An 18,098-nucleotide genomic window follows, 5' to 3' on the forward strand; every position below is an offset into this window, starting at 1 on the left:
ACGCCTCGCGCACGGTGTACAGCTGCACCGAGATCTGCGACACGTCCAGCACGGGTCCGGGGGTGGTGGGGGAGGTCATGGGCGGAGCGCGTCCTTCCAGAGGTGACGGACGCCCACCTGGACGCCCTCGTCCCCGGTCCGAGCACGAACCGAACCGGTTCAGCAACCGTACGTCGGACCGTCGTCACCGCGCTAGCCCCCGCGTCCGCTCGTACGCTCCGACCGTGACCCAGGGGCTGACCGAGGACGAGCTGCGTTTCCTGCACGAGACCTTCGACCTGGCCCGCGACGGGGTGACGGCCGTCCTCGCCGCCCGGGTCGACGCCGGGGTTCCGGTGGACCTCACGAACTCCGCGGGCGACACCCTGCTGGTCCTGGCGGCCTACCACGGCCACCCCGACACCGTCCGGGCCCTGCTGGAGCGCGGGGCCGACCACGCCCGCGTCAACGACAAGGGCCAGACGGCGCTCGGGGCGGCGGTCTTCCGGCAGTCGCACGAGATCGTCGGGCTGCTCCTCGACGCGGGCGCCGACCCGACCCTCGGCAGGCAGTCCGGGCTCGCGGTGGCCGACGTGTTCGACCTGCCGGAGATGACGCAGTTGCTGACGAAGCATCCGCAGTTGCGGGCTTCCGGTCCGGATGGAGCCGCAGCTGCGGGCTAGCATGGCGGTGTGCCCGCCTACCGCGTCCGCGACGTCGCCGACCTCCTCGGCGTCTCCGACGACACCGCCCGCCGCTGGACCGACAGCGGCGCGCTGCCCAGCAGCAAGGACACCACCGGCCGGACCGTGGTCGACGGGGCGGCCCTGGCGGCGTTCGCCGTCGGGAACGCCGCGGCCGCCGCGACCGACACGACGTCGGTGGCCCGGTCCGCCCGCAACCGGTTCGCGGGTCTCGTGACCCGCGTCGTCGCCGACGGCGTCATGGCCCAGGTCGAGATGCAGTGCGGACCGCACCGCGTGGTCTCGCTCATGAGCGCCGAGGCGGCCGCCGAACTCGGCCTGGAAGCGGGCAGTCGCGCGACCGCCGTCGTCAAGGCCACCACCGTCATCGTCGAGACCCCGGACGGCCGCTCGTGAGGGGCCGCACGCGCCTCGCCACCGGTCTCGCCGTCGTGGTGACGCTGCTGACGGCCTGCGGCGGAGGCGGTCAGCCGGCCGCGGACGCCACGAGCAGTCCCCCCGCCAGTTCCCCGGCGGAGCGGACCCTCACCGTCTTCGCGGCGGCCTCGCTGCAGAAGACGTTCACGACGATCGGGACCGAGTTCGAGGCCGCCCACCCCGGGGTCGACGTGCGGTTCTCCTTCGCCGGTTCCTCCGACCTCGCGGCGCAGATCGGGCAGGGCGCCCCCGCCGACGTGTTCGCCTCCGCGGACGAGAAGAACATGGCGAAGGTCACCGCGCAGTCGCTCACCGCGGGGGACCCGGTGGACTTCGCGACCAACGTCCTGGAGATCGCGACACCCCCCGGGAACCCGGCGGGCATCGGGAGCTTCGCCGACCTGGCCAAACCCGGCGTGAAGGTCGTCGTGTGCGCCGCGCAGGTCCCGTGCGGGGCGGCGACGGAGACGGTGGAGAAGGCGAGCGGGGTGACGCTCGCGCCCGTGAGCGAGGAGAACTCCGTCACCGACGTCCTCGGCAAGGTCACCGCGGGCGAGGCCGACGCCGGCCTCGTCTACGTCACGGACGTGCGCGGCGCCGGGAACGCGGTGACGGGTGTGCCGTTCCCCGAGTCGTCCCGCGCCGTGAACACCTACCCGGTCGCAGCCTTGAAGGACGCCTCCGACGCCTCGCTGGCCTCGGAGTTCGTCACGTTCGTCGCCGGCGAGCAGGGTCGGAAGGTGCTGCAGGACGCGGGGTTCGGCGCGCCGTGACGGTCCGGCGGGGCGGCGCGGTGGAGGGGAGCGCGCTGCCCCGGTGGGTCCTCGTCCCGGCCGCGGTGGGGTTGCTGCTCTTCGTGCTGCCCCTGCTCGGGATCCTCTCCCGGGTGCCGTGGACGCAGTTCGTCCCGCTCGTCACGTCCGACTCCTCCCTGGCGGCGCTGGAACTCAGTCTGCGGACCGCGACCGCGAGCACCGTCCTGTGCGTGCTGCTGGGCGTCCCGATGGCGCTGGTCCTGGCCCGCGGGAACGTGCCCGGGACGCGGGTGCTGCGGTCGATCGTTCTGCTGCCCCTCGTCCTGCCCCCCGTCGTGGGCGGGATGGCGCTGTTGTGGACGCTGGGACGCAGCGGGTTGCTCGGCCCGGCGCTGTCGCTCGTCGGGATCCAGGTCGGGTTCACGACGGCGGCCGTCGTCATCGCGCAGACCTTCGTCTCGCTGCCCTTCCTCGTCCTCAGCCTCGAGGGGGCGTTGCTGACGGCGGGCGACCGCTACGAGTCGGTCGCCGCGACGCTCGGCGCCCGGCCGGGGCGCGTCCTGGTCCGCATCACCGTGCCGCTCGTCGCGCCGGGTCTGGTGTCGGGGGCCGTGCTCGCCTTCGCGCGGGCGCTGGGGGAGTTCGGGGCGACGCTCACCTTCGCCGGGAGCCTGCAGGGGGTCACCCGGACGTTGCCGTTGGAGGTCTACCTGCTGCGCGAGACCGATCCCGACGCCGCGGCGGCCCTGTCGCTGCTGCTCGTCGTCGTCGCGGTGGTCGTCGTCGTCGCGGTGCGCGGCCGGCGGAACGTCCTGTGAGCCTCCACGTCGACGTGCGGTTCGCGCCCCGGGACCTCGACGTGACCCTCGACGTCGCGACGGGGGAGGTCGTCGCCGTCCTCGGCCCGAACGGGGCCGGGAAGTCGACGCTGCTGGCCCTGCTCGCCGGCTTGCTGCGGCCCACGTCCGGGCAGGTCGTCCTGGACGGGACGGTCCTGGCCGCCGGACCGGGCACGTTCCTGCCCCCGCACCGTCGCGGTGTCGGCCTGCTGGCGCAGGACGCGCTGCTGTTCCCCCACCTCGACGTCGTGGGGAACGTGGCCTTCGGGCCGCGCAGCGCGGGTGCCTCCCGGGCGCAGGCGCGTTCCCGTGCCCTCGACGTCCTCGCCGAGGTGGGCATGGCGGCGTTCGCGGACCGGCGGCCGCGGCAGTTGTCCGGCGGCCAGGCCCAGCGCGTCGCGATCGCCCGCGCGCTGGCCGCCGACCCCCGCCTGCTGCTGCTCGACGAACCGCTCGCCGCGCTGGACGTCGGCGCCGCCCCCGAGGTGCGGCAGGTCCTGCGCCGCGTCCTCGGCCGCGGCGACCGGTCCGCGGTCCTCGTCACCCACGAACCCCTCGACGCCCTCGCCCTCGCCGACCGGGCCGTCGTCGTGGAGGGCGGCCGGGTCGTCGAGGACGGTCCGGTGCAGCAGGTCCTCACCGCGCCGCGCAGCCGGTTCGCGGCCCAGCTCGCCGGTCTGGACCTCCTGCCGGGGACGTTCACGGCGGACGGGTTGCGCACCCCCGACGGGGGCCTGGTCACGGGGTTGGCGGGGGACGGCGAAGGGAACGGGGAACGCGTACCGGGACGCCCGGGGGTCGCGGTCTTCAGCCCCTCGGCCGTGGCCGTGCACGTCACCGACCCCGGTGGCAGCCCCCGCAACAGCTGGGTCGCGACCGTCGTCGACGTCAGCCCGCGCGGGGAGGTGGTGCGCGTCCGCGCGCGGTTGGACCGGCTGCCCGGGAACGACGTGCTCGCCGACGTCACCGTCGCGGCGGCCGCGGAACTGGACCTCGCGCCGGGCGTGACCGTGCACCTCGCCGTCAAGGCCACCGCCGTCCGGTTGCACCCCACCGCCGGACCGCCGTCCGACGGGGAACGGGTGCCGGTTCGGTAGACGTTCGGTGGACGCGGGCGTTCTGAGCCGCCCCCTAGGTTCAGGGGGGTGCTCGTCCTCGACAACATCACCCGCCACTTCGGGGAGCGTCTCGCCCTCGACGACGTCAGCCTCAGCGTCCCCGACGGGCGCATGGTCGGATTCGTCGGCGCGAACGGCGCCGGCAAGACCACCACCATGCGCATCGCCCTCGGCGTCCTGGCCGCCGACTCCGGCACGGTCACGTTCCGGGGGAAGGATCCGGACCTCGCCGTCCGCCGCCGTTTCGGCTACATGCCGGAGGAACGCGGCCTCTACCCCAAGGGCCGCCTCCTCGAACAGCTCGTGTTCCTCGCCCGCCTGCACGGCGTCGACCGCGGGGTCGCGACGCGGCGCGGGCAGGACCTGCTCGACCGCCTCGGCCTCGGGGACCGGGCCAAGGACAAGCTCGAGTCGCTGTCGCTGGGGAACCAGCAGCGCGTCCAGGTCGCGGCCTCCCTCGTCCACGACCCCGAACTCCTCGTCCTCGACGAACCGTTCTCCGGGCTCGACCCCCTCGCCGTGGACGCCATGGCCGACCTGCTGCGCGAGAAGACCGCCGCGGGGGTCGGCGTCCTGTTCTCCAGCCACCAGCTCGAGCTCGTCGACCGCCTCTGCGACGAGCTGGTGATCCTCCACGCGGGGCGCGTCGTCGCCTCCGGTGAACCCGAGGAGCTGCGCCGCGGGCGGGCCGGGTCGCGGTACGAACTCGTCGCCGAGGGCGACCTGGGCTGGTTGGTGGAGCTCCCCGGGGTGCGGGTCCTCGAGCACCGTCGCCACGGGCTCGTCCTCGAACTGTCCGGGGCACCCGACCTCGACCAGCGCGTCCTCGCCGAGGCCGTCCGCCGCGGGCCGGTGCGCTCGTTCGCGCCGCTGCTGCCCAGTCTGTCCGAACTTTTCCAGGAGGTGTCCCGGTGAGGGGCCAGTGGAGGATCGTCGCCCAACGGGAGATGACGGAGCGCCTGCGCGACAAGGGGTTCATCGTCTCGACGCTGTTCCTGTTCCTCATCGTCGCCGCCGCCGCGGTGCTGCCGGGAGTGTTCTCCGGCGGCACCGACGACTACGACGTCGCCGTCACGGCGGACTCCCGGCCGCTCGTCGCGACGGCCCTGCCCACCGAGGACTCCGGCACCCGCGTCCACCTGCGCGAGGAGTCCGACGCGGCCACAGCCGAAGCCGCCGTGCGTGCGGGTGACGTCGACGCCGCCGTCCTCGTGGGTGCTGACGGGCGCGCCGCGATCGTGGGGGACCGCAGCGTGTCCGACACCCTCTCCTCCGTCCTGAGCGGGCGGATCAGCGCGGCCCAGACGGTCGCCGGGTTCGAGAGCCTCGGCGTCAGCGGCAGCGACGTGCAACGCGTCCTGTCGTTGCCGCCACCGGCGACCCGGCTGCTCGCCCCGAACGCGGTCGACCCGATCACCGTCTACCTGCTCGGCCTGGCGTTCGCGATCATCTTCTTCCAGATCGTCATCATCTTCGGCTACTCCATCGCGCAGAGCGTCGTGCAGGAGAAGCAGACCCGCGTCATCGAACTGCTCGTCACCACCGTCCCGGTGCGGCAGCTGCTCATCGGCAAGATCGCCGGGAACGGGTTGCTCGCGTTCGGGCAGGTGCTCCTGCTCGTGGGCGCCGGGGTGGGGGCGCTGTCGGTGGCCCAGCCGGACCTGCTGTCCTCGATCCCCGGGATCCCCACGGCAGCGGTCTGGTTCCTCGTCTTCTTCGTCTTCGGGTTCGCGATGCTGTCGTGCCTGTGGGCCGCCGCGGGCGCCATGGCCAGCCGGCTCGAGGACCTGCAGTCCACGGCCACGCCCGTGCAGATGTTCGTCATGCTGCCGTTCTTCGCGACGTTCTTCACCAACGACCCCGGAACCCTGCAGACCGTGTTCAGCTACGTCCCCCTGACCTCGCCGATGGTCATGCCCAAGCGGGTCGTGCAGGGCGACGTGGCGTTGTGGGAACCGCTCGTCTCGCTCGGGATCATCGCCCTCACCGCGGTGCTGTTCGTCAGCGTCGCGCGCCGGCTGTACGAGAACAGCCTCCTGCAGACGGGACGGTCGCTCGGGCTGAAGTCCGCGTGGCGGAAGGCCGCCTGACACCTGGCAGGATCGGGTGGTGAGCGAGTTCGAGCAGCGGGTCGTCGGCGTCGGGCCCTGGGAGGGGCAGTGGCCCGACGACCCGCGGTTCGACCCGGAGCTGCTCGCCGAGGGCGACCGCCGCAACGTCGTCGACGAGTACCGCTACTGGTCGAACGCCGCGATCGTCGCCGACCTCGACACCCGCCGGAACCCCCTGCACGTCGCCGTGGAGAACTGGCAGCACGACGCCAACATCGGCTCGGTCGTGCGGACGGCCAACGCCGTCAACGCTGCGGGCGCCCACGTCGTGGGCCACCGCCGCTGGAACCGCCGCGGCGCGATGGTCACCGACCGGTACCTGACGGTGCACCACCACGAGGACGTCGCGGCGCTCGTCGCGTGGGCGGCGGAGCGGAGCCTGCCCGTCGTCGGCATCGACAACGTCGAGGGGTCGGTGCCGCTGGAGACCTACGACCTGCCCCGCGAGTGCGTCCTGCTCTTCGGGCAGGAGGGGCCCGGCCTCACCGACGAGGCCGTCGCCCACTGCGTCGACGTGCTGGCCATCGCGCAGTTCGGCTCGACCCGGTCCATCAACGTGGGCGCCGCCGCCGCCGTCGCGATGCACGCCTGGGTGCGCCGCCACGTCTTCGATCAGCGCCCCTGACCCCCTCCGAGCCCTCGACCCCCGCGCGGAAAACACTCTTTCCGCCCTCGCCAGCCCCGGTCAGGGGCGGAAAACACTCCCTCCGCCCCCGGAGAGGGCTCGGGAGGGCGGAGGGTGTGTTTTCCGCGCGGGGGACGGGGGCCCGGGACGACGAACGCCCCGGGTCCGGCGGGGGGCCGGGCCCGGGGCGGGTCACGTCTGCGGGCCGTCAGGCCCGGGGGTGCATCAGGGCAGGACGAGGACCTGGCCGACGCGGATGTGCGCGGGGTTGTCGCCGATGGCGGCGCGGTTGGCGTTCCACACGGCCACGTAGCCGCCGGGGACGCCGTTGTTCACGGCGATCCGGTACAGCGTCTCGCCGGGGGCGACGACGTGGGTGCGCAGGCCGGCGGGAGCGGCCTCGACGACCGGCGCGGGCGCCGGGGCGGGCGCCGGAGCCGGCGCGGGGGCAGGCGCGGGGGCGGGCGCCGGGTGCAGCAGCGCCGCCTCCATGCCGACCGGGTCGGCCGCACCGCTCAGACCGAGCTTGCGGGAGCAGGACGGCCAGGCGCGCCAGCCCTGCTTGGCCAGCACGCGTTCGGCGACGACGATCTGCTGCTCGCGGGAGGCGAGGTCGGCGCGGGGGGCGAACTGCCCACCACCGAAGCCGGTCCAGGTGCGGGCGCTGAACTGCACGCCGCCGTAGTAGCCGTTCCCGGTGTTGATGTGCCAGTTGCCGGTGGACTCGCACTGCGCGAGGCGGTCCCACTCCTGCACGGGGGCGGCGGAGGCGCTGGAGACCGGGCCGAGCAGCGCGGCGCCGGCGGCACCGGCGGCTGCGGTCGCGAGCAGGCCGCGACGGAGGGCCTTGGAGTTGCTGGGCGCACGGTGGCGCGCGGGGGCGCGACGGATCGCAGACATGTGACCTCCAACGCCTACGAGGTCAGCTGTCGGGTTCGGGTCGAAGGTGGTTTGACCCGGCCGCGCGGGCGCGACTTCACCCCGAGGACTTCCGCCGTGGGCGGTCGTCCGAGGAACGTGTGGGTCCCCCGCTCCTGCCCACGGGCTCTGCTTCCGGCGCGGTGGGCAGGACTCGGCGTTCCGCGGCCGTGTCCCCGGGGTTCCCCGGGAACGACCCGACGGTAACAAGTCAGCGGTCCGACGTACACCGTCCCGCGACCTCGCCGTGACCTGCGTCCTCGCAGGTGAGCGGCCCACGGGGCCCTCGCGTGACGCAGATCACGCGGTGCGACCCCGCGGGGGCGGCGTCAGCTGTTCGCGAGCAGCTTCGCGACGGCTTCCTCGATGCGCGTCGTGAACTCGCCGGCCTTCTCGCCCTCGCGTCCGTGCAGGGGCTCGCCGAAGGTCACGTGGATCGGCGGACGGCCCTTGACGGGCCAGTTCTTCTTCGGCGGCATGGCGTCGAAGGTGCCGCGCAGGGCGATCGGGACGACGGGGACCCCCGCGTCGAGCGCGAGGTAGGCGGCACCCTTCTTGAAGGGCCGCATCTCACCCGTGTAGCTGCGCCCGCCCTCGGCGAAGATCACCAGGCTCCAGCCGTCGGCGAGGAGCTGCGAGGACGGGTTGGGGCCGCGACCACCCCGCCGTTCGAGCGGGTACGTGCCGATGACGAGGCCCGAGGGGGCCGCGCGCCACCAGACGTCGAAGAAGTAGTCGGCCGCGGCCGCGATGGCCACGCGGCGGCGACGGCGGGCTCCCAGCGCCTCCAGGATGACGGGGGCGTCGAGGTGGGAGGAGTGGTTCGCCACGAGCACGGCGGCCGTCCCCAGCCGGTCGAGCGTCTCGACGTTGTGCACGTGGAGGCGGACCTGCGACTTCATGAGCGGCGTCATGAGGCCCCGCTGCAGGGTGGCGCGGACCGCGGTCGCGGGCCCCGAGCGCACCCAGTCGTTGCGGTGGACGGACCGGCCGCCCTCGGCCGGTTCGGACGGGCCGGCGGAGTGCCTGCGCAGCAACGGCAGTGCGCGCACGATCCTGGTCGGTCGCGGGATACCCATCAGCCTCGCCATCCTTCGGTCCTCGACACACCGGCGGTCACTGGCGGTGTGGAGTTCACAGGCCGCATCCTGCCACGCCCCCCGCCGGGGGGCCGGTCCACCACCCCGTGCCCGTCAGTCCTCGACGCTCAGTCCGTGCCCGCGAGCACCTGCTGCGGGACCCGGAGCCGACGCGTCGGCGAAGACGCCGCCCAGTCGGCCACCGGCCAGCGGGAGGCGCGTGCCACCCGGAACAGCGGGACGTCGGGGGAGACCGCGCTCGGGTTGCCGACGGTCTTCAGCAGCGGGATGTCGACGTGGGAGTCGGCGTAGGCGTAGCTGGCGGCCAGGTTGGCGCCCTCGACCTCGGCGTACCGGCGCACCCAGGCCGCCCGCGCCTCGCCGACGAGCGGCGGGGAGGTGAGGAAGCCGCTGGCGACCCGGCGGCCGTCCTGGACGACCTCGTCGAGCTCGGTGCAGACGACCTCGTCGAAGAGGCCTGCGAGCGGGCGGGTGACCTGGCGGACGTCGCCCGTCATGAGGATCGTGCGGTGGCCGGCGTCGCGGTGCGCCTGGATGCGCCGCAGGGCGTCGGAGGACACCTGCTGCAGGAACGAGGGGGCGAAGACGTCGTCGACGTACGCCTCGAGGGCGTCGAGGTCCACACCGGCGTACCCGCGGAACAGCGAGCGCAGGAAGCTGCCGCGGTCACGGCGCTCCGCCGCGATCCAGCCCGGCAGGTGCCGCATGATCCGGCCGAATTCGGCGATCCGGGCCCGGGCGTCCAGGGAGGACAGCCGCAGAGTCAGGTAGGTGTCGACGACCGTGCCCGGCAGCAGCGTCCCGGCGAGGTCGAAGACGGCCAGGACCGGCGCGGCCCCCTCGGTGACGGGGCGCAGCTCGCGGGGCCCGCTCGCGGCGGCCTGCGTGCGGCGACGGCGGATCTCGTCGTACTTGCGCATCTGCGCGGTGACGCTGGGGCAGTGCGACTCGAGCCAGTAGTGGTCCCAGTCGACCTCGGAGGTGTCGAAGCCCCACATCTCGACGTCGGCCGGGTCCAGGGACCGGTGCAGGGCGAGGGTCCGGTCGTCGACGAAGCGCAGTTCGGCCTCGGTGTACGCCTTGTACAGGTCCATGTACCGGCGGGCGAACTCGACCTGGCTCTGGGCCTTGTCGAGCGTGCGCGAGACCTCGCGCACCTTGGCCGAGCGCGGGGCCAGGGCCAGCAGGCGGTTGCCCGCGCTCGTCAGCAGCTCGCCGGTGCGCACCTTGCGCTCGACGGCGCGGCCGCCCGGGAAGTCCCACGTCGGCATGACGGCGGGGGAGGAGTCGAAGGGGTGCTGCGTGAAGTACTCGCGGATGAACTCGTACACGTCCCGGAACGTCAGCGGGTTCCGGCTGCCCGAGCTCACGTGGTAGTACGCCGGCTGCGACAGCGGCGGCGGCGTCGCGGCGGCCACGACGATCGCGTTGACGACGTGGTCGATCGGCACGACGTCGATGACGGAGTCGGGGGCGGCCGGGAACTCGGTGAGTTCCCCGCGGCCGTAGGCCAGGATGATCGGCTCGGCCATCTTGAAGCCTTCGATCCACCCCGGGTGCGGGTGCTTGACCGCGGACTCGACGATGCTCGGGCGAAGGATCGTCGTGGGGACCACGGGTGCTGCGAGCTCCTCGACGAGCCGCTCACCCATGGCCTTGGTGAACGTGTAGCAGTCGGTCCAGCCCAGCGTCCGGGCGCGCTCCTTGCCGGCCGCCTTCTGCTGCGCGGTGACCCACGCGACGCGGCGTTCCTCGGCGCCGGCGGCCACGCTCAGCGGGCCTGCGCGACCGTGGTCGCGTTCGGCGGCGCGCAGGAACCCCTTGAGCCGGCCCTCGAGGCGGGAGTCCTCCTCGATGCGCGCGGCCAGCCGCAGGCCGGCCTCGGTCTCGGTGCGCCAGTCGACCTGGTGCTCCACGGCCCGCTCGGGCACGGTCCCGCGCCGCCGGCCGCCGACGTAGGCGGTCGAGACGTGGACGTAGTGGACGGCGCGGCCGCCCCGCTCGCCGGCTTCGAGCGTGCGTTCGACGAGGGCGCGGGTGCCCGTGACGTTCGTGGTGAAGGCGTCCTGGATGAGCGGGTCGAACGAGACGTCGCCGGCGCAGTGCACGACGACGTCGATGTCGGAGGGCAGTTCGGGAACGTTCGACAGGTCGCCCTCGAGCGCCTCGACGCGCGTCTTCAGCAGGTCGTCGGCCTCGCCCGCGGCGCGGAAGATCGGCTTGCGCAGCACCGACCGCAGCCGGTCCTCACCGCTCTGGCCGGGCTTGGGACGCACGAGCGCCACGGCGGTCGTGGTCGGCAGGTCGACGAGCAGGCGCTGCAGCAGCGCCTCACCGATGAAGCCCGTCACTCCGGTGAGGAGGAACCGCTTGCCGTCGAGCTGCTCAGCCAATCGCACGCGGAGGATCCTGCCACGGATGCGGCCCCCCTCCGTGCGCCCGGCGTGCGTCCGCGCCCGGCCGCGACGGCTGTGCCAGGCTCAGCAGGTCCACAGGACGCTCGACCGCGAGGAGGCGGCGATGAGCCGGTTGCAGTCCGATGCCCTCGAGGTGACGCGCAGGCGTCCCTCGGCCCGTTCCGTCGTCGTCTGGACGGCCGTCGCCGTCGTCGGCGCCACCTGCTGGACGGTGCTGGCGCTGGCCCGCGGGGAGTCCGTCAACGCCCTGTGGGTCCTCTTCGCGGCCCTCGCGTCCTACGCCATCGCCTACCGCTTCTACTCGCGGTTCATCACCTACCGCGTGCTGGGCGCCGACGACCGGCGCGCGACGCCCGCGGAGCGGTACGAGAACGGCGTCGACTTCGAGGTCACCGACCGTCGCGTCCTGTTCGGCCACCACTTCGCCGCCATCGCCGGCGCCGGGCCCCTGGTCGGACCCGTGCTGGCCGCGCAGATGGGCTACCTGCCCGGCACGGTCTGGATCGTCGTCGGCGTCATCTTCGCCGGGGCCGTCCAGGACCTGACGGTGCTGTTCTTCTCGATGCGCCGCGGCGGCAAGAGCCTGGGGCAGATGGTCCGCGAGGAGATCGGCCTCGTCGGCGGCATCGCTGCGCTCGTCGCGGTCTTCGCCATCATGATCATCATCCTGGCCGTGCTGGCGCTCATCGTCGTCAACGCGCTCGCCGAGTCGCCCTGGGGCGTCTTCTCCATCGCCCTCACCATCCCGATCGCCCTCTTCATGGGCGTCTACCTGCGGTTCCTGCGACCGGGTCGGGTCCTCGAGGCCACGGGCCTCGGCGTCGTGCTGCTCCTGCTGGCCATCGTCGGCGGTGGCTACGTCGAGACGTGGGGGCTGGCGCAGTCGCTGACCCTGACGCCCGAGACGCTCGTCGTGGCCCTCGTCGGGTACGGGTTCGTCGCCTCCGTCCTGCCCGTCTGGCTGCTGCTGACCCCGCGCGACTACCTGTCCACCTTCATGAAGGTCGGGGTCATCGCGCTCCTGGCCGTCAGCCTCGTCGTCGCCCGCCCCGTCCTGGCCAACGATGCCGTCACGTCCTTCGCCCGCGAGGGGAACGGACCGGTGTTCGCCGGTTCGCTCTTCCCGTTCGTCTTCATCACCATCGCCTGCGGGGCGCTGTCGGGCTTCCACGCGCTCATCTCCTCCGGCACGACGCCGAAGATGGTCGCCAAGGAGCGGCAGGTCCGGCTCATCGGGTACGGCGGGATGCTCATGGAGAGCTTCGTCGCCATCAGCGCCCTCATCGCCGCCTCGGTCATCGACCAGGGCCTCTACTACGCGGTGAACTCCCCGGCCGGCGCGACGGGCGGCACCGTCGAGACGGCGGCACGGTTCGTCTCCGGCCTCGGGTTCACGACGTCGCCGGAGACGCTGTCCGCCGCCGCCCAGGCCGTCGGTGAGGAGAGCGTCGTCTCCCGCACGGGGGGTGCGCCGGCGCTCGCCCTCGGCATCTCGCAGGTCTTCCACGAGGCGTTCGGCGGTGGGCTCCAGGCGTTCTGGTACCACTTCGCGATCATGTTCGAGGCCTTGTTCATCCTCACGGCCGTCGACGCCGGGACCCGCGTGGGCCGGTTCATGCTGCAGGACACCCTCGGCAACGTCTGGAAGAAGTTCGGCGACCTGTCCTGGCGGCCCGGCAACGTCATGGCCAGCGCCGTCGTCGTGGGCGCCTGGGGCTACTTCCTCTACACCGGCGTCACCGACCCCCTGGGCGGCATCAACCAGCTGTTCCCGCTCTTCGGGATCGCCAACCAGCTCCTCGCCGCCATCGCGCTGACGCTCGTGACGACGCTGCTCGTCAAGCACGGCCGCGTCCGCTACGCGTGGGTCACCGCGGTCCCGCTCGTCTGGGACCTCGTCACGACGATGACCGCGAGCTACCAGAAGGTCTTCTCCGACAACCCGGCGATCGGCTACTTCGCCCAGCGCGCCAAGTACGCCGACGCCCTCGCCGCGGGGGAGGTGATCGCCCCGGCCAAGGACGCCGCGCAGATGCAGCAGGTCGTGACCAACTCGACCGTCAACGGGGTCCTGCAGTCGGTCTTCGCCCTGCTCGTCGTCGTCGTGGCCCTCAACGCGGCCGTCGTCGTCGCCCGTGCCCTGCGCGCCGGGCAGCTGCCGACGACGGAGGAGCCGGCCGTGCCGTCCACCCTGGTCGAACCGGCCGGGATCGTGGTGACCGCCCGGGAGCGGCGGGAGCTCGACGCCCTGCGCGCCGAGATCGGCGCGGACCGGTGACGGGCGTGCTGCCCCGGGTGCGGGCCGGGCTGCGCTGGGCCCGGCGGCAGGTCGACGGGGAGGACCGGTGGGAGGCCCACGTGCGCCGGTGCGCGGAGCACGGACACCCCCCGGGGTCCCGCGCGGAGTTCGAGCGGCGGCGGGCCGACGCCAAGGCCGCCGTGCCCGGCGGCCGGTGCTGCTGAGGGTCCGGTGAACCGGAGGACGTGCTCGTGCGTTGAGTCGGTGAGGACCCCGCTGATCCCGACCTGAGAGGCAGCTGAGACGCCGTGCTCGACAGCTGGAAGACCGCCCGCCAGGATCGGGGTGTGAGCACCGTGCGACGTTCCGTGAGGCAATCCCGGTTCCGGGTGACCGTCGTGGCCCACCGCCGCTTCGCCGCGGGCGCGGCTCCGGGCCTGCCGTCCGGTCTCGTGCACGCCGTCGTCGTGCGCGCCGAGACGCCCGCCCTGGCCCGGGACATCGCCCTCGTCCACCTGCACGCCGACGCGGCGCTCGCTGACGCCGTGCTCGGCGTGGACGCGGTCCTCGTCGAGCGCCTGCGGCTGGGGCGCGTCCCCGTGCGCGAGCTCGACAGCCGGCGCGCCCTCGTCGGCAGCTGACGCGTGGTCGAGCTGTCCCGCGCGGAGTTCGAGGAGGCCGTCGCGGACGCGCTCGACCGCATCCCGCCCGAGCTGGCGCGGGCCATGGACAACGTCGTCGTCCTCGTCGAGGACGACCCGCCGGAGGGCTTCGAGCCGGACCTGCTCGGCCTCTACGAGGGCACCCCGCTGACCGAACGCGACGGCTGGTGGGCCGCGGGGGCCCTGCCCGACCGCATCACGATCTTCCGCCGCCCCACGCTGGCGGTGGCCCGGGACCGCGACGAGGTGGTCGCCGAGGTCGGGATCACCGTCGTGCACGAGATCGCCCACCACTTCGGGATCGACGACGCCCGGCTGCACGAGCTGGGCTGGGCCTGAGGGCTACTTCTTCCGGGCGCTCGCCTTCGCCGCGTTGTGCGCGATCGCGGCACGCACCAGGTCGGCGAACCCGTCCTCGTCCAGGACGTCGCCCTCGGCGAACTCGACCGAGCGTCGCTGGTTCCCGCCGAGCTCGCCGTTGAACAACCCCTTCGGGTCCGCCAGCGAGGCCCCCCAGAGGAACCCCATCTTGACCTTGCTCTTGAACACCCCGCCGACGAGGAACGTCCCGTGCCGGGACCACACGGGCGCCCCCATGTACTTCCACTCCTCGACGATCTCCGGGTCGACGGCCAGGACCGTCCGACGGCAGGCGGCCAGCACCTCCCCGCGCCAGTCGGGGTGCTTCGCCACCAGTTCGTCGACGAGCTGGGAGGGGGTCAGGTCGGCGTCGGCCACGCCGCGAGGCTACCCGGAATCAGGGGCCCGGCGCCGGGGTTGTGGAACGCGTGAACATCGACCTGCTGAGCTTCGAGATGGCCCGCGACGCCTTCGACGAGCGCCGGTTCACCGACGCCGTCCGGTCGCTGGAACCCCTGGTCCGCCGCCACCCCGACGACCGGTCGCTGCGCGAACTGCTCGCCCGCAGCTACTTCGGTGCCGCCATGCTCGGCAAGGCCGAGGAGCAGGCGCGGGACCTGGTGCGCCGCAGCCCGTCCGACGCGTTCGCCCACCTGCTGCTGTCGCGCGCCCTGGAACGGCAGAGCCGGCACGACGAGGCCCGTGGCCACCGCGTGATGGCGCACGTCCTCGGCGCGGAGGTCTGAGGCCTCCCCGGACCAGGCAGACGTCCTCAGATCAGGTCGACCAGGTCGCCGATGCCGTCGACGACCTGGTGGGGCTGGAACGGGAACCGGCGGACCTGCTCGCGCTTGGTCGAGCCGGTGAGGACGAGGAACGTGCGCAACCCGGCCTCGATGCCCGCGACGACGTCGGTGTCCATCCGGTCGCCGATCATGGCGGTGGTCTCCGAGTGCGCCTCGATCCGGTTCATCGCCGAGCGGAACATCATCGGGTTGGGTTTGCCGACGAAGTACGGTTCGGCGCCCGTGGCCCGCGTGATGAGCGCCGCCACGGATCCCGTCGCCGGCAGCGACCCCTCCTTGGAGGGGCCGGTGGCGTCGGGGTTCGTGGCGATGAACCGGGCGCCCTTCTCGACGAGGCGGATCGCCTTGGTGATGGCCTCGAACGAGTAGGTGCGCGTCTCGCCGAGGACGACGTAGTCGGGGTCGGTGTCCGTCGTCGTGTAGCCCGCCTCGTAGAGGGCGGTGGTGAGTCCGGACTCGCCGATGACGTACGCCGAACCGCCCGGCATCTGCCGCGCGAGGAAGTCGGCCGTCGCCAGCGCCGACGTCCAGATGTTCTCCTCCGGGACCTCGATGCCGCTGCGCGACAACCGGGCCGCGAGGTCGCGCGGGGTGAAGATCGAGTTGTTCGTCAGGACCAGGAACCGGCGGCTGGCGTCGGCCAGCCGCTGCAGGAACTCGGCCGCCCCGGGGAGGGCGTGCTCCTCGTGCACGAGGACGCCGTCCATGTCGGTCAGCCAGCACTCGATGCCGTTGGCGTCGCTCATCTCGTTGCCCTCCACCCGTCCACCCTCGATCCCGTCGCGGTTCCGATCGGTCAGGTCAGTCCGCCAGTCCCGCCAGGACCGCCGCCGAACCCGACAGTCCCAGCCGGGTGGCCCCCGCGTCCAGCAGGGCGAGGGCGAGCTCGGTCGAGCGGATCCCGCCGCTGGCCTTGATGCCCAGCCGACCGCCGACGGCGGCGTGCATGACCTCGACGGCGTGGACCGTCGCGCCGCCCGCGGGGTGGAAGCCCGTCGACGTCTTGACGAAGTCGGCGCCGGCCGCCTCCGCGGCCCGGCACACCGCCGTGAGGACGTCGTCCGGCAGGGCCGCGGACTCCAGGATGACCTTGAGCACCGTCGGCGCCGGGGCCGCCGTGCGGACGGCGGCGATGTCGTCGCGGACGGCGTCGAAGTCCCCGGCCAGGGCCGCGCCGACGTCGATGACCATGTCGACCTCGTCCGCCCCGGCCTGCACGGCGGCCGCCGCCTCGGCGGCCTTCACCGCGCTCGTGTGCTTGCCCGACGGGAACCCGCACACGGTCGCCACGACGAGGTCACCGGTGTCGGCCAGGGGCAGCATCGTGGGGGAGACGCACACGGCGAGGACGCCGAGCTCGCGGGCGTCGGCGACGAGCGCCGCGGCGTCCGCGGGGGTCGCCTCCGGCTTCAGGAGCGTGTGGTCGACGAGACGGGCGACGTCGGAACGGGTGCGTGGGCTCACGCGGCGAGTCTGCCACCCGGGCCGTGTCGGGCCCGACGGTTAGGCTCGCCCCCGTGGTGAGCATCCCCGGTCTGAAGTCCGCGTCCCGTTCCGCCTCGCCGTCCGCCGGTGGTGCCGAGCGCCGGACCGAGCGCCTCACCGGCTGGGGGCGCACCGCCCCGACGACGGCGACGGTGCTGCACACCGCCGACCTCGACGTCATCGCCGAAGCGGTCCGCACCGCCGGGCCGCGCGGTGTCATCGCGCGCGGGCTCGGCCGCTCCTACGGCGACCCGGCGCAGAACGCCGGCGGTCTCGTCGTCGACATGACCGCGCTGGACCGCATCCACGACATCGACGTCGACGCAGCCGTGGCCGACGTGGACGCGGGCTGCTCCCTCGACAAGCTGCTGCGCGCGGTCGTCCCGCACGGGCTCTGGGTGCCGGTCCTGCCCGGCACGCGCCAGGTCACGGTCGGCGGGGCGATCGGCGCCGACATCCACGGCGGCAACCACCACACGCAGGGCACCTTCACGCGGCACGTGCTCTCGATGGACCTGCTGACGGCCGACGGCCAGATCCGCACCCTGACGCCCGACGGCCCTGAGCGCGAGCTGTTCCTGGCCACCACCGCGGGGATGGGCCTGACGGGCATCGTCCTGCGGGCGAAGATCCGCCTGGACCGGGTCGAGACGTCCTACTTCATCGCCGACGTCGAGCAGGCCACCGACTTCGAGGACATGCTCGAGCGGCTGCAGCAGAACGACGAGAACTACACGTACTCCAAGACGTGGTTCGACTCGGTGACCAAGGGCCAGCACATGGGCCGCGGGTTCCTGCTGCGCGGGTCGTCGGCCAAGCTGTCCGACCTGCCGCCGGAGCTGCGCAAGGACCCGTTGAAGTTCGACGCCCCGCAGCTCGCGCGCTTCCCCGACGTGTTCCCGCCCGGAATGCTCAACACCCTCACGGCGCGGGCCCTGAACGAGGTCTACTACCGCAAGTCCAAGACCAAAGCCGGTGTGGTGCAGAACATCACGCAGTTCTACCACCTGCTGGACCTGTTCGCGGACTGGAACCGGGCCTACGGGCCGCGAGGTTTCCTGCAGTACCAGTTCGTCGTGCCCTTCGACCGGACCGACCTCCTCCGCTCGAGCATGGAGGCCATCGTCGACTCCGGGCACATCTCGGCGCTCAACGTGCTCAAGCGGTTCGGTGACGGCAACGACGCGCCGTTGTCCTTCCCCCAGCGCGGCTGGACGCTCGCGGTCGACCTGCCCGTGAAGAAGGGCCTGGACCAGCTCTGCGACCTCCTCGACGAGATGGTGCTCGACGCCGGCGGTCGCCTGTACCTGGCCAAGGACTCCCGCACCACGGCCGACCGCTTCGCCCGCATGTACCCCGAGCTGCCGGCCTGGCGGAAGGTGCGCGACGCGGTCGACCCCGAGCGGAAGTTCGCCTCCGACCAGGCCCGGCGCCTGCAGCTCGTCTCGGGCTGACCGCCGGACGGGTGGTCCCGTCGCCGGCGGGTTGAGCCGCCCGCCCGGCGTGCCGATCGTTGCTGCGAGCACGGGCACGCGAGCGGGAGGTGGTGGTCGGTGGTGGCGC

Annotated in this window: 20 protein-coding genes and 1 riboswitch; of the genes, 14 read left to right on the top strand and 6 right to left on the bottom strand. The window is 73.1% G+C overall.

The window, feature by feature from the left end; translation table 11 throughout:
• Positions 1 to 224 precede the first annotated feature (224 nt).
• The 8 genes from AB0637_RS16215 to AB0637_RS16250 are packed head-to-tail and all read left to right on the top strand — an operon-like array spanning position 225 to position 6,548.
• Complete coding sequence (locus AB0637_RS16215) at positions 225 to 662, top strand: ankyrin repeat domain-containing protein (protein ID WP_366173505.1); 438 nt, start codon at positions 225 to 227, stop codon at positions 660 to 662.
• A 9-nt stretch (positions 663 to 671) separates the two neighbouring features.
• Positions 672 to 1,079 (top strand): TOBE domain-containing protein, encoded by a 408-nt coding sequence (locus AB0637_RS16220; RefSeq protein ID WP_366173506.1) that lies wholly within the window; start codon positions 672 to 674, stop codon positions 1,077 to 1,079.
• Positions 1,076 to 1,873: a molybdate ABC transporter substrate-binding protein gene (modA, locus tag AB0637_RS16225; RefSeq protein ID WP_366173507.1), complete on the top strand. Its 798-nt coding sequence runs from the start codon at positions 1,076 to 1,078 to the stop codon at positions 1,871 to 1,873. The genes AB0637_RS16220 and modA overlap by 4 nt, the downstream gene beginning before the upstream one ends.
• On the top strand, positions 1,870 to 2,673 hold the full coding sequence (locus AB0637_RS16230) for an ABC transporter permease (protein ID WP_366173508.1): 804 nt from the start codon (positions 1,870 to 1,872) through the stop codon (positions 2,671 to 2,673). The genes modA and AB0637_RS16230 overlap by 4 nt, the downstream gene beginning before the upstream one ends.
• A complete protein-coding gene (locus tag AB0637_RS16235) occupies positions 2,670 to 3,791 on the top strand; it encodes an ATP-binding cassette domain-containing protein (RefSeq protein ID WP_366173509.1) in 1,122 nt (373 codons plus the stop codon). The genes AB0637_RS16230 and AB0637_RS16235 overlap by 4 nt, the downstream gene beginning before the upstream one ends.
• Before the next feature lie 48 nt (positions 3,792 to 3,839).
• Positions 3,840 to 4,727 (top strand): ATP-binding cassette domain-containing protein, encoded by an 888-nt coding sequence (locus AB0637_RS16240; protein ID WP_366173510.1) that lies wholly within the window; start codon positions 3,840 to 3,842, stop codon positions 4,725 to 4,727.
• Positions 4,724 to 5,902 (top strand): ABC transporter permease, encoded by a 1,179-nt coding sequence (locus AB0637_RS16245; RefSeq protein WP_366173512.1) that lies wholly within the window; start codon positions 4,724 to 4,726, stop codon positions 5,900 to 5,902. The genes AB0637_RS16240 and AB0637_RS16245 overlap by 4 nt, the downstream gene beginning before the upstream one ends.
• A gap of 19 nt (positions 5,903 to 5,921) precedes the next feature.
• A complete protein-coding gene (locus tag AB0637_RS16250) occupies positions 5,922 to 6,548 on the top strand; it encodes a TrmH family RNA methyltransferase (RefSeq protein ID WP_366173513.1) in 627 nt (208 codons plus the stop codon).
• A gap of 225 nt (positions 6,549 to 6,773) precedes the next feature.
• Here the strand turns inward: AB0637_RS16250 and AB0637_RS16255 are convergent, their stop codons facing one another.
• The 3 genes from AB0637_RS16255 to AB0637_RS16265 form a co-directional block, all read right to left on the bottom strand.
• Positions 6,774 to 7,448, bottom strand: coding sequence for a transglycosylase family protein (locus tag AB0637_RS16255; RefSeq protein WP_366173515.1), 675 nt, complete (start codon positions 7,446 to 7,448; stop codon positions 6,774 to 6,776).
• A riboswitch (cyclic di-AMP (ydaO/yuaA leader) is annotated at positions 7,445 to 7,617 on the bottom strand. Its footprint overlaps the gene before it by 4 nt.
• A 178-nt stretch (positions 7,618 to 7,795) precedes the next feature.
• Complete coding sequence (locus tag AB0637_RS16260) at positions 7,796 to 8,518, bottom strand: lysophospholipid acyltransferase family protein (RefSeq protein ID WP_366173516.1); 723 nt, start codon at positions 8,516 to 8,518, stop codon at positions 7,796 to 7,798.
• Positions 8,519 to 8,673: 155 nt separating this feature from the next.
• Entirely contained in the window at positions 8,674 to 10,965 is a 2,292-nt protein-coding gene (locus tag AB0637_RS16265) for an SDR family oxidoreductase (RefSeq protein ID WP_366173517.1), read from the bottom strand.
• Between the two features lie 121 nt (positions 10,966 to 11,086).
• Between AB0637_RS16265 and AB0637_RS16270 the strand changes: the two genes are divergently transcribed.
• The 4 genes from AB0637_RS16270 to AB0637_RS16285 all read left to right on the top strand — a co-directional run bounded on the left by AB0637_RS16270 (position 11,087) and on the right by AB0637_RS16285 (position 14,223).
• Positions 11,087 to 13,261 carry a carbon starvation CstA family protein gene (locus tag AB0637_RS16270; protein WP_366173602.1) on the top strand — a complete coding sequence of 725 codons (2,175 nt, stop codon included), beginning with the start codon at positions 11,087 to 11,089 and terminating at the stop codon, positions 13,259 to 13,261.
• Complete coding sequence (locus AB0637_RS16275; protein ID WP_366173518.1) at positions 13,258 to 13,446, top strand: CstA-like transporter-associated (seleno)protein; 189 nt, start codon at positions 13,258 to 13,260, stop codon at positions 13,444 to 13,446. The genes AB0637_RS16270 and AB0637_RS16275 overlap by 4 nt, the downstream gene beginning before the upstream one ends.
• A 144-nt stretch (positions 13,447 to 13,590) precedes the next feature.
• Complete coding sequence (locus AB0637_RS16280) at positions 13,591 to 13,863, top strand: hypothetical protein (RefSeq protein ID WP_366173519.1); 273 nt, start codon at positions 13,591 to 13,593, stop codon at positions 13,861 to 13,863.
• A 3-nt stretch (positions 13,864 to 13,866) separates the two neighbouring features.
• The gene (locus AB0637_RS16285) at positions 13,867 to 14,223 is read left to right on the top strand and encodes a metallopeptidase family protein (protein WP_366173520.1); all 357 of its coding nucleotides are present in this window, start codon (positions 13,867 to 13,869) and stop codon (positions 14,221 to 14,223) included.
• A 3-nt stretch (positions 14,224 to 14,226) separates the two neighbouring features.
• Here AB0637_RS16285 and AB0637_RS16290 read toward each other — a convergent pair whose 3' ends face one another.
• Positions 14,227 to 14,622, bottom strand: a complete 396-nt coding sequence (locus AB0637_RS16290; protein ID WP_366173521.1) for a DUF1801 domain-containing protein — start codon at positions 14,620 to 14,622, stop codon at positions 14,227 to 14,229.
• A 50-nt stretch (positions 14,623 to 14,672) separates the two neighbouring features.
• Here AB0637_RS16290 and AB0637_RS16295 point away from each other — a divergent pair, with 50 nt between their 5' ends.
• Complete coding sequence (locus AB0637_RS16295; RefSeq protein ID WP_366173522.1) at positions 14,673 to 14,990, top strand: tetratricopeptide repeat protein; 318 nt, start codon at positions 14,673 to 14,675, stop codon at positions 14,988 to 14,990.
• 26 nt (positions 14,991 to 15,016) lie between these two features.
• Here the strand turns inward: AB0637_RS16295 and AB0637_RS16300 are convergent, their stop codons facing one another.
• Positions 15,017 to 15,796, bottom strand: a complete 780-nt coding sequence (locus AB0637_RS16300; protein WP_366173604.1) for an HAD-IIA family hydrolase — start codon at positions 15,794 to 15,796, stop codon at positions 15,017 to 15,019.
• A gap of 55 nt (positions 15,797 to 15,851) precedes the next feature.
• Positions 15,852 to 16,514 carry a deoxyribose-phosphate aldolase gene (deoC, locus tag AB0637_RS16305; RefSeq protein WP_366173523.1) on the bottom strand — a complete coding sequence of 221 codons (663 nt, stop codon included), beginning with the start codon at positions 16,512 to 16,514 and terminating at the stop codon, positions 15,852 to 15,854.
• Positions 16,515 to 16,585: 71 nt separating this feature from the next.
• Between deoC and AB0637_RS16310 the strand changes: the two genes are divergently transcribed.
• Positions 16,586 to 17,989, top strand: a complete 1,404-nt coding sequence (locus AB0637_RS16310) for an FAD-binding oxidoreductase (protein ID WP_366173606.1) — start codon at positions 16,586 to 16,588, stop codon at positions 17,987 to 17,989.
• Positions 17,990 to 18,098: the final 109 nt, after the last annotated feature.

Source organism: Kineococcus sp. NPDC059986 (assembly GCF_040702905.1).
Classification (GTDB): Bacteria; Actinomycetota; Actinomycetes; order Actinomycetales; family Kineococcaceae; genus Kineococcus.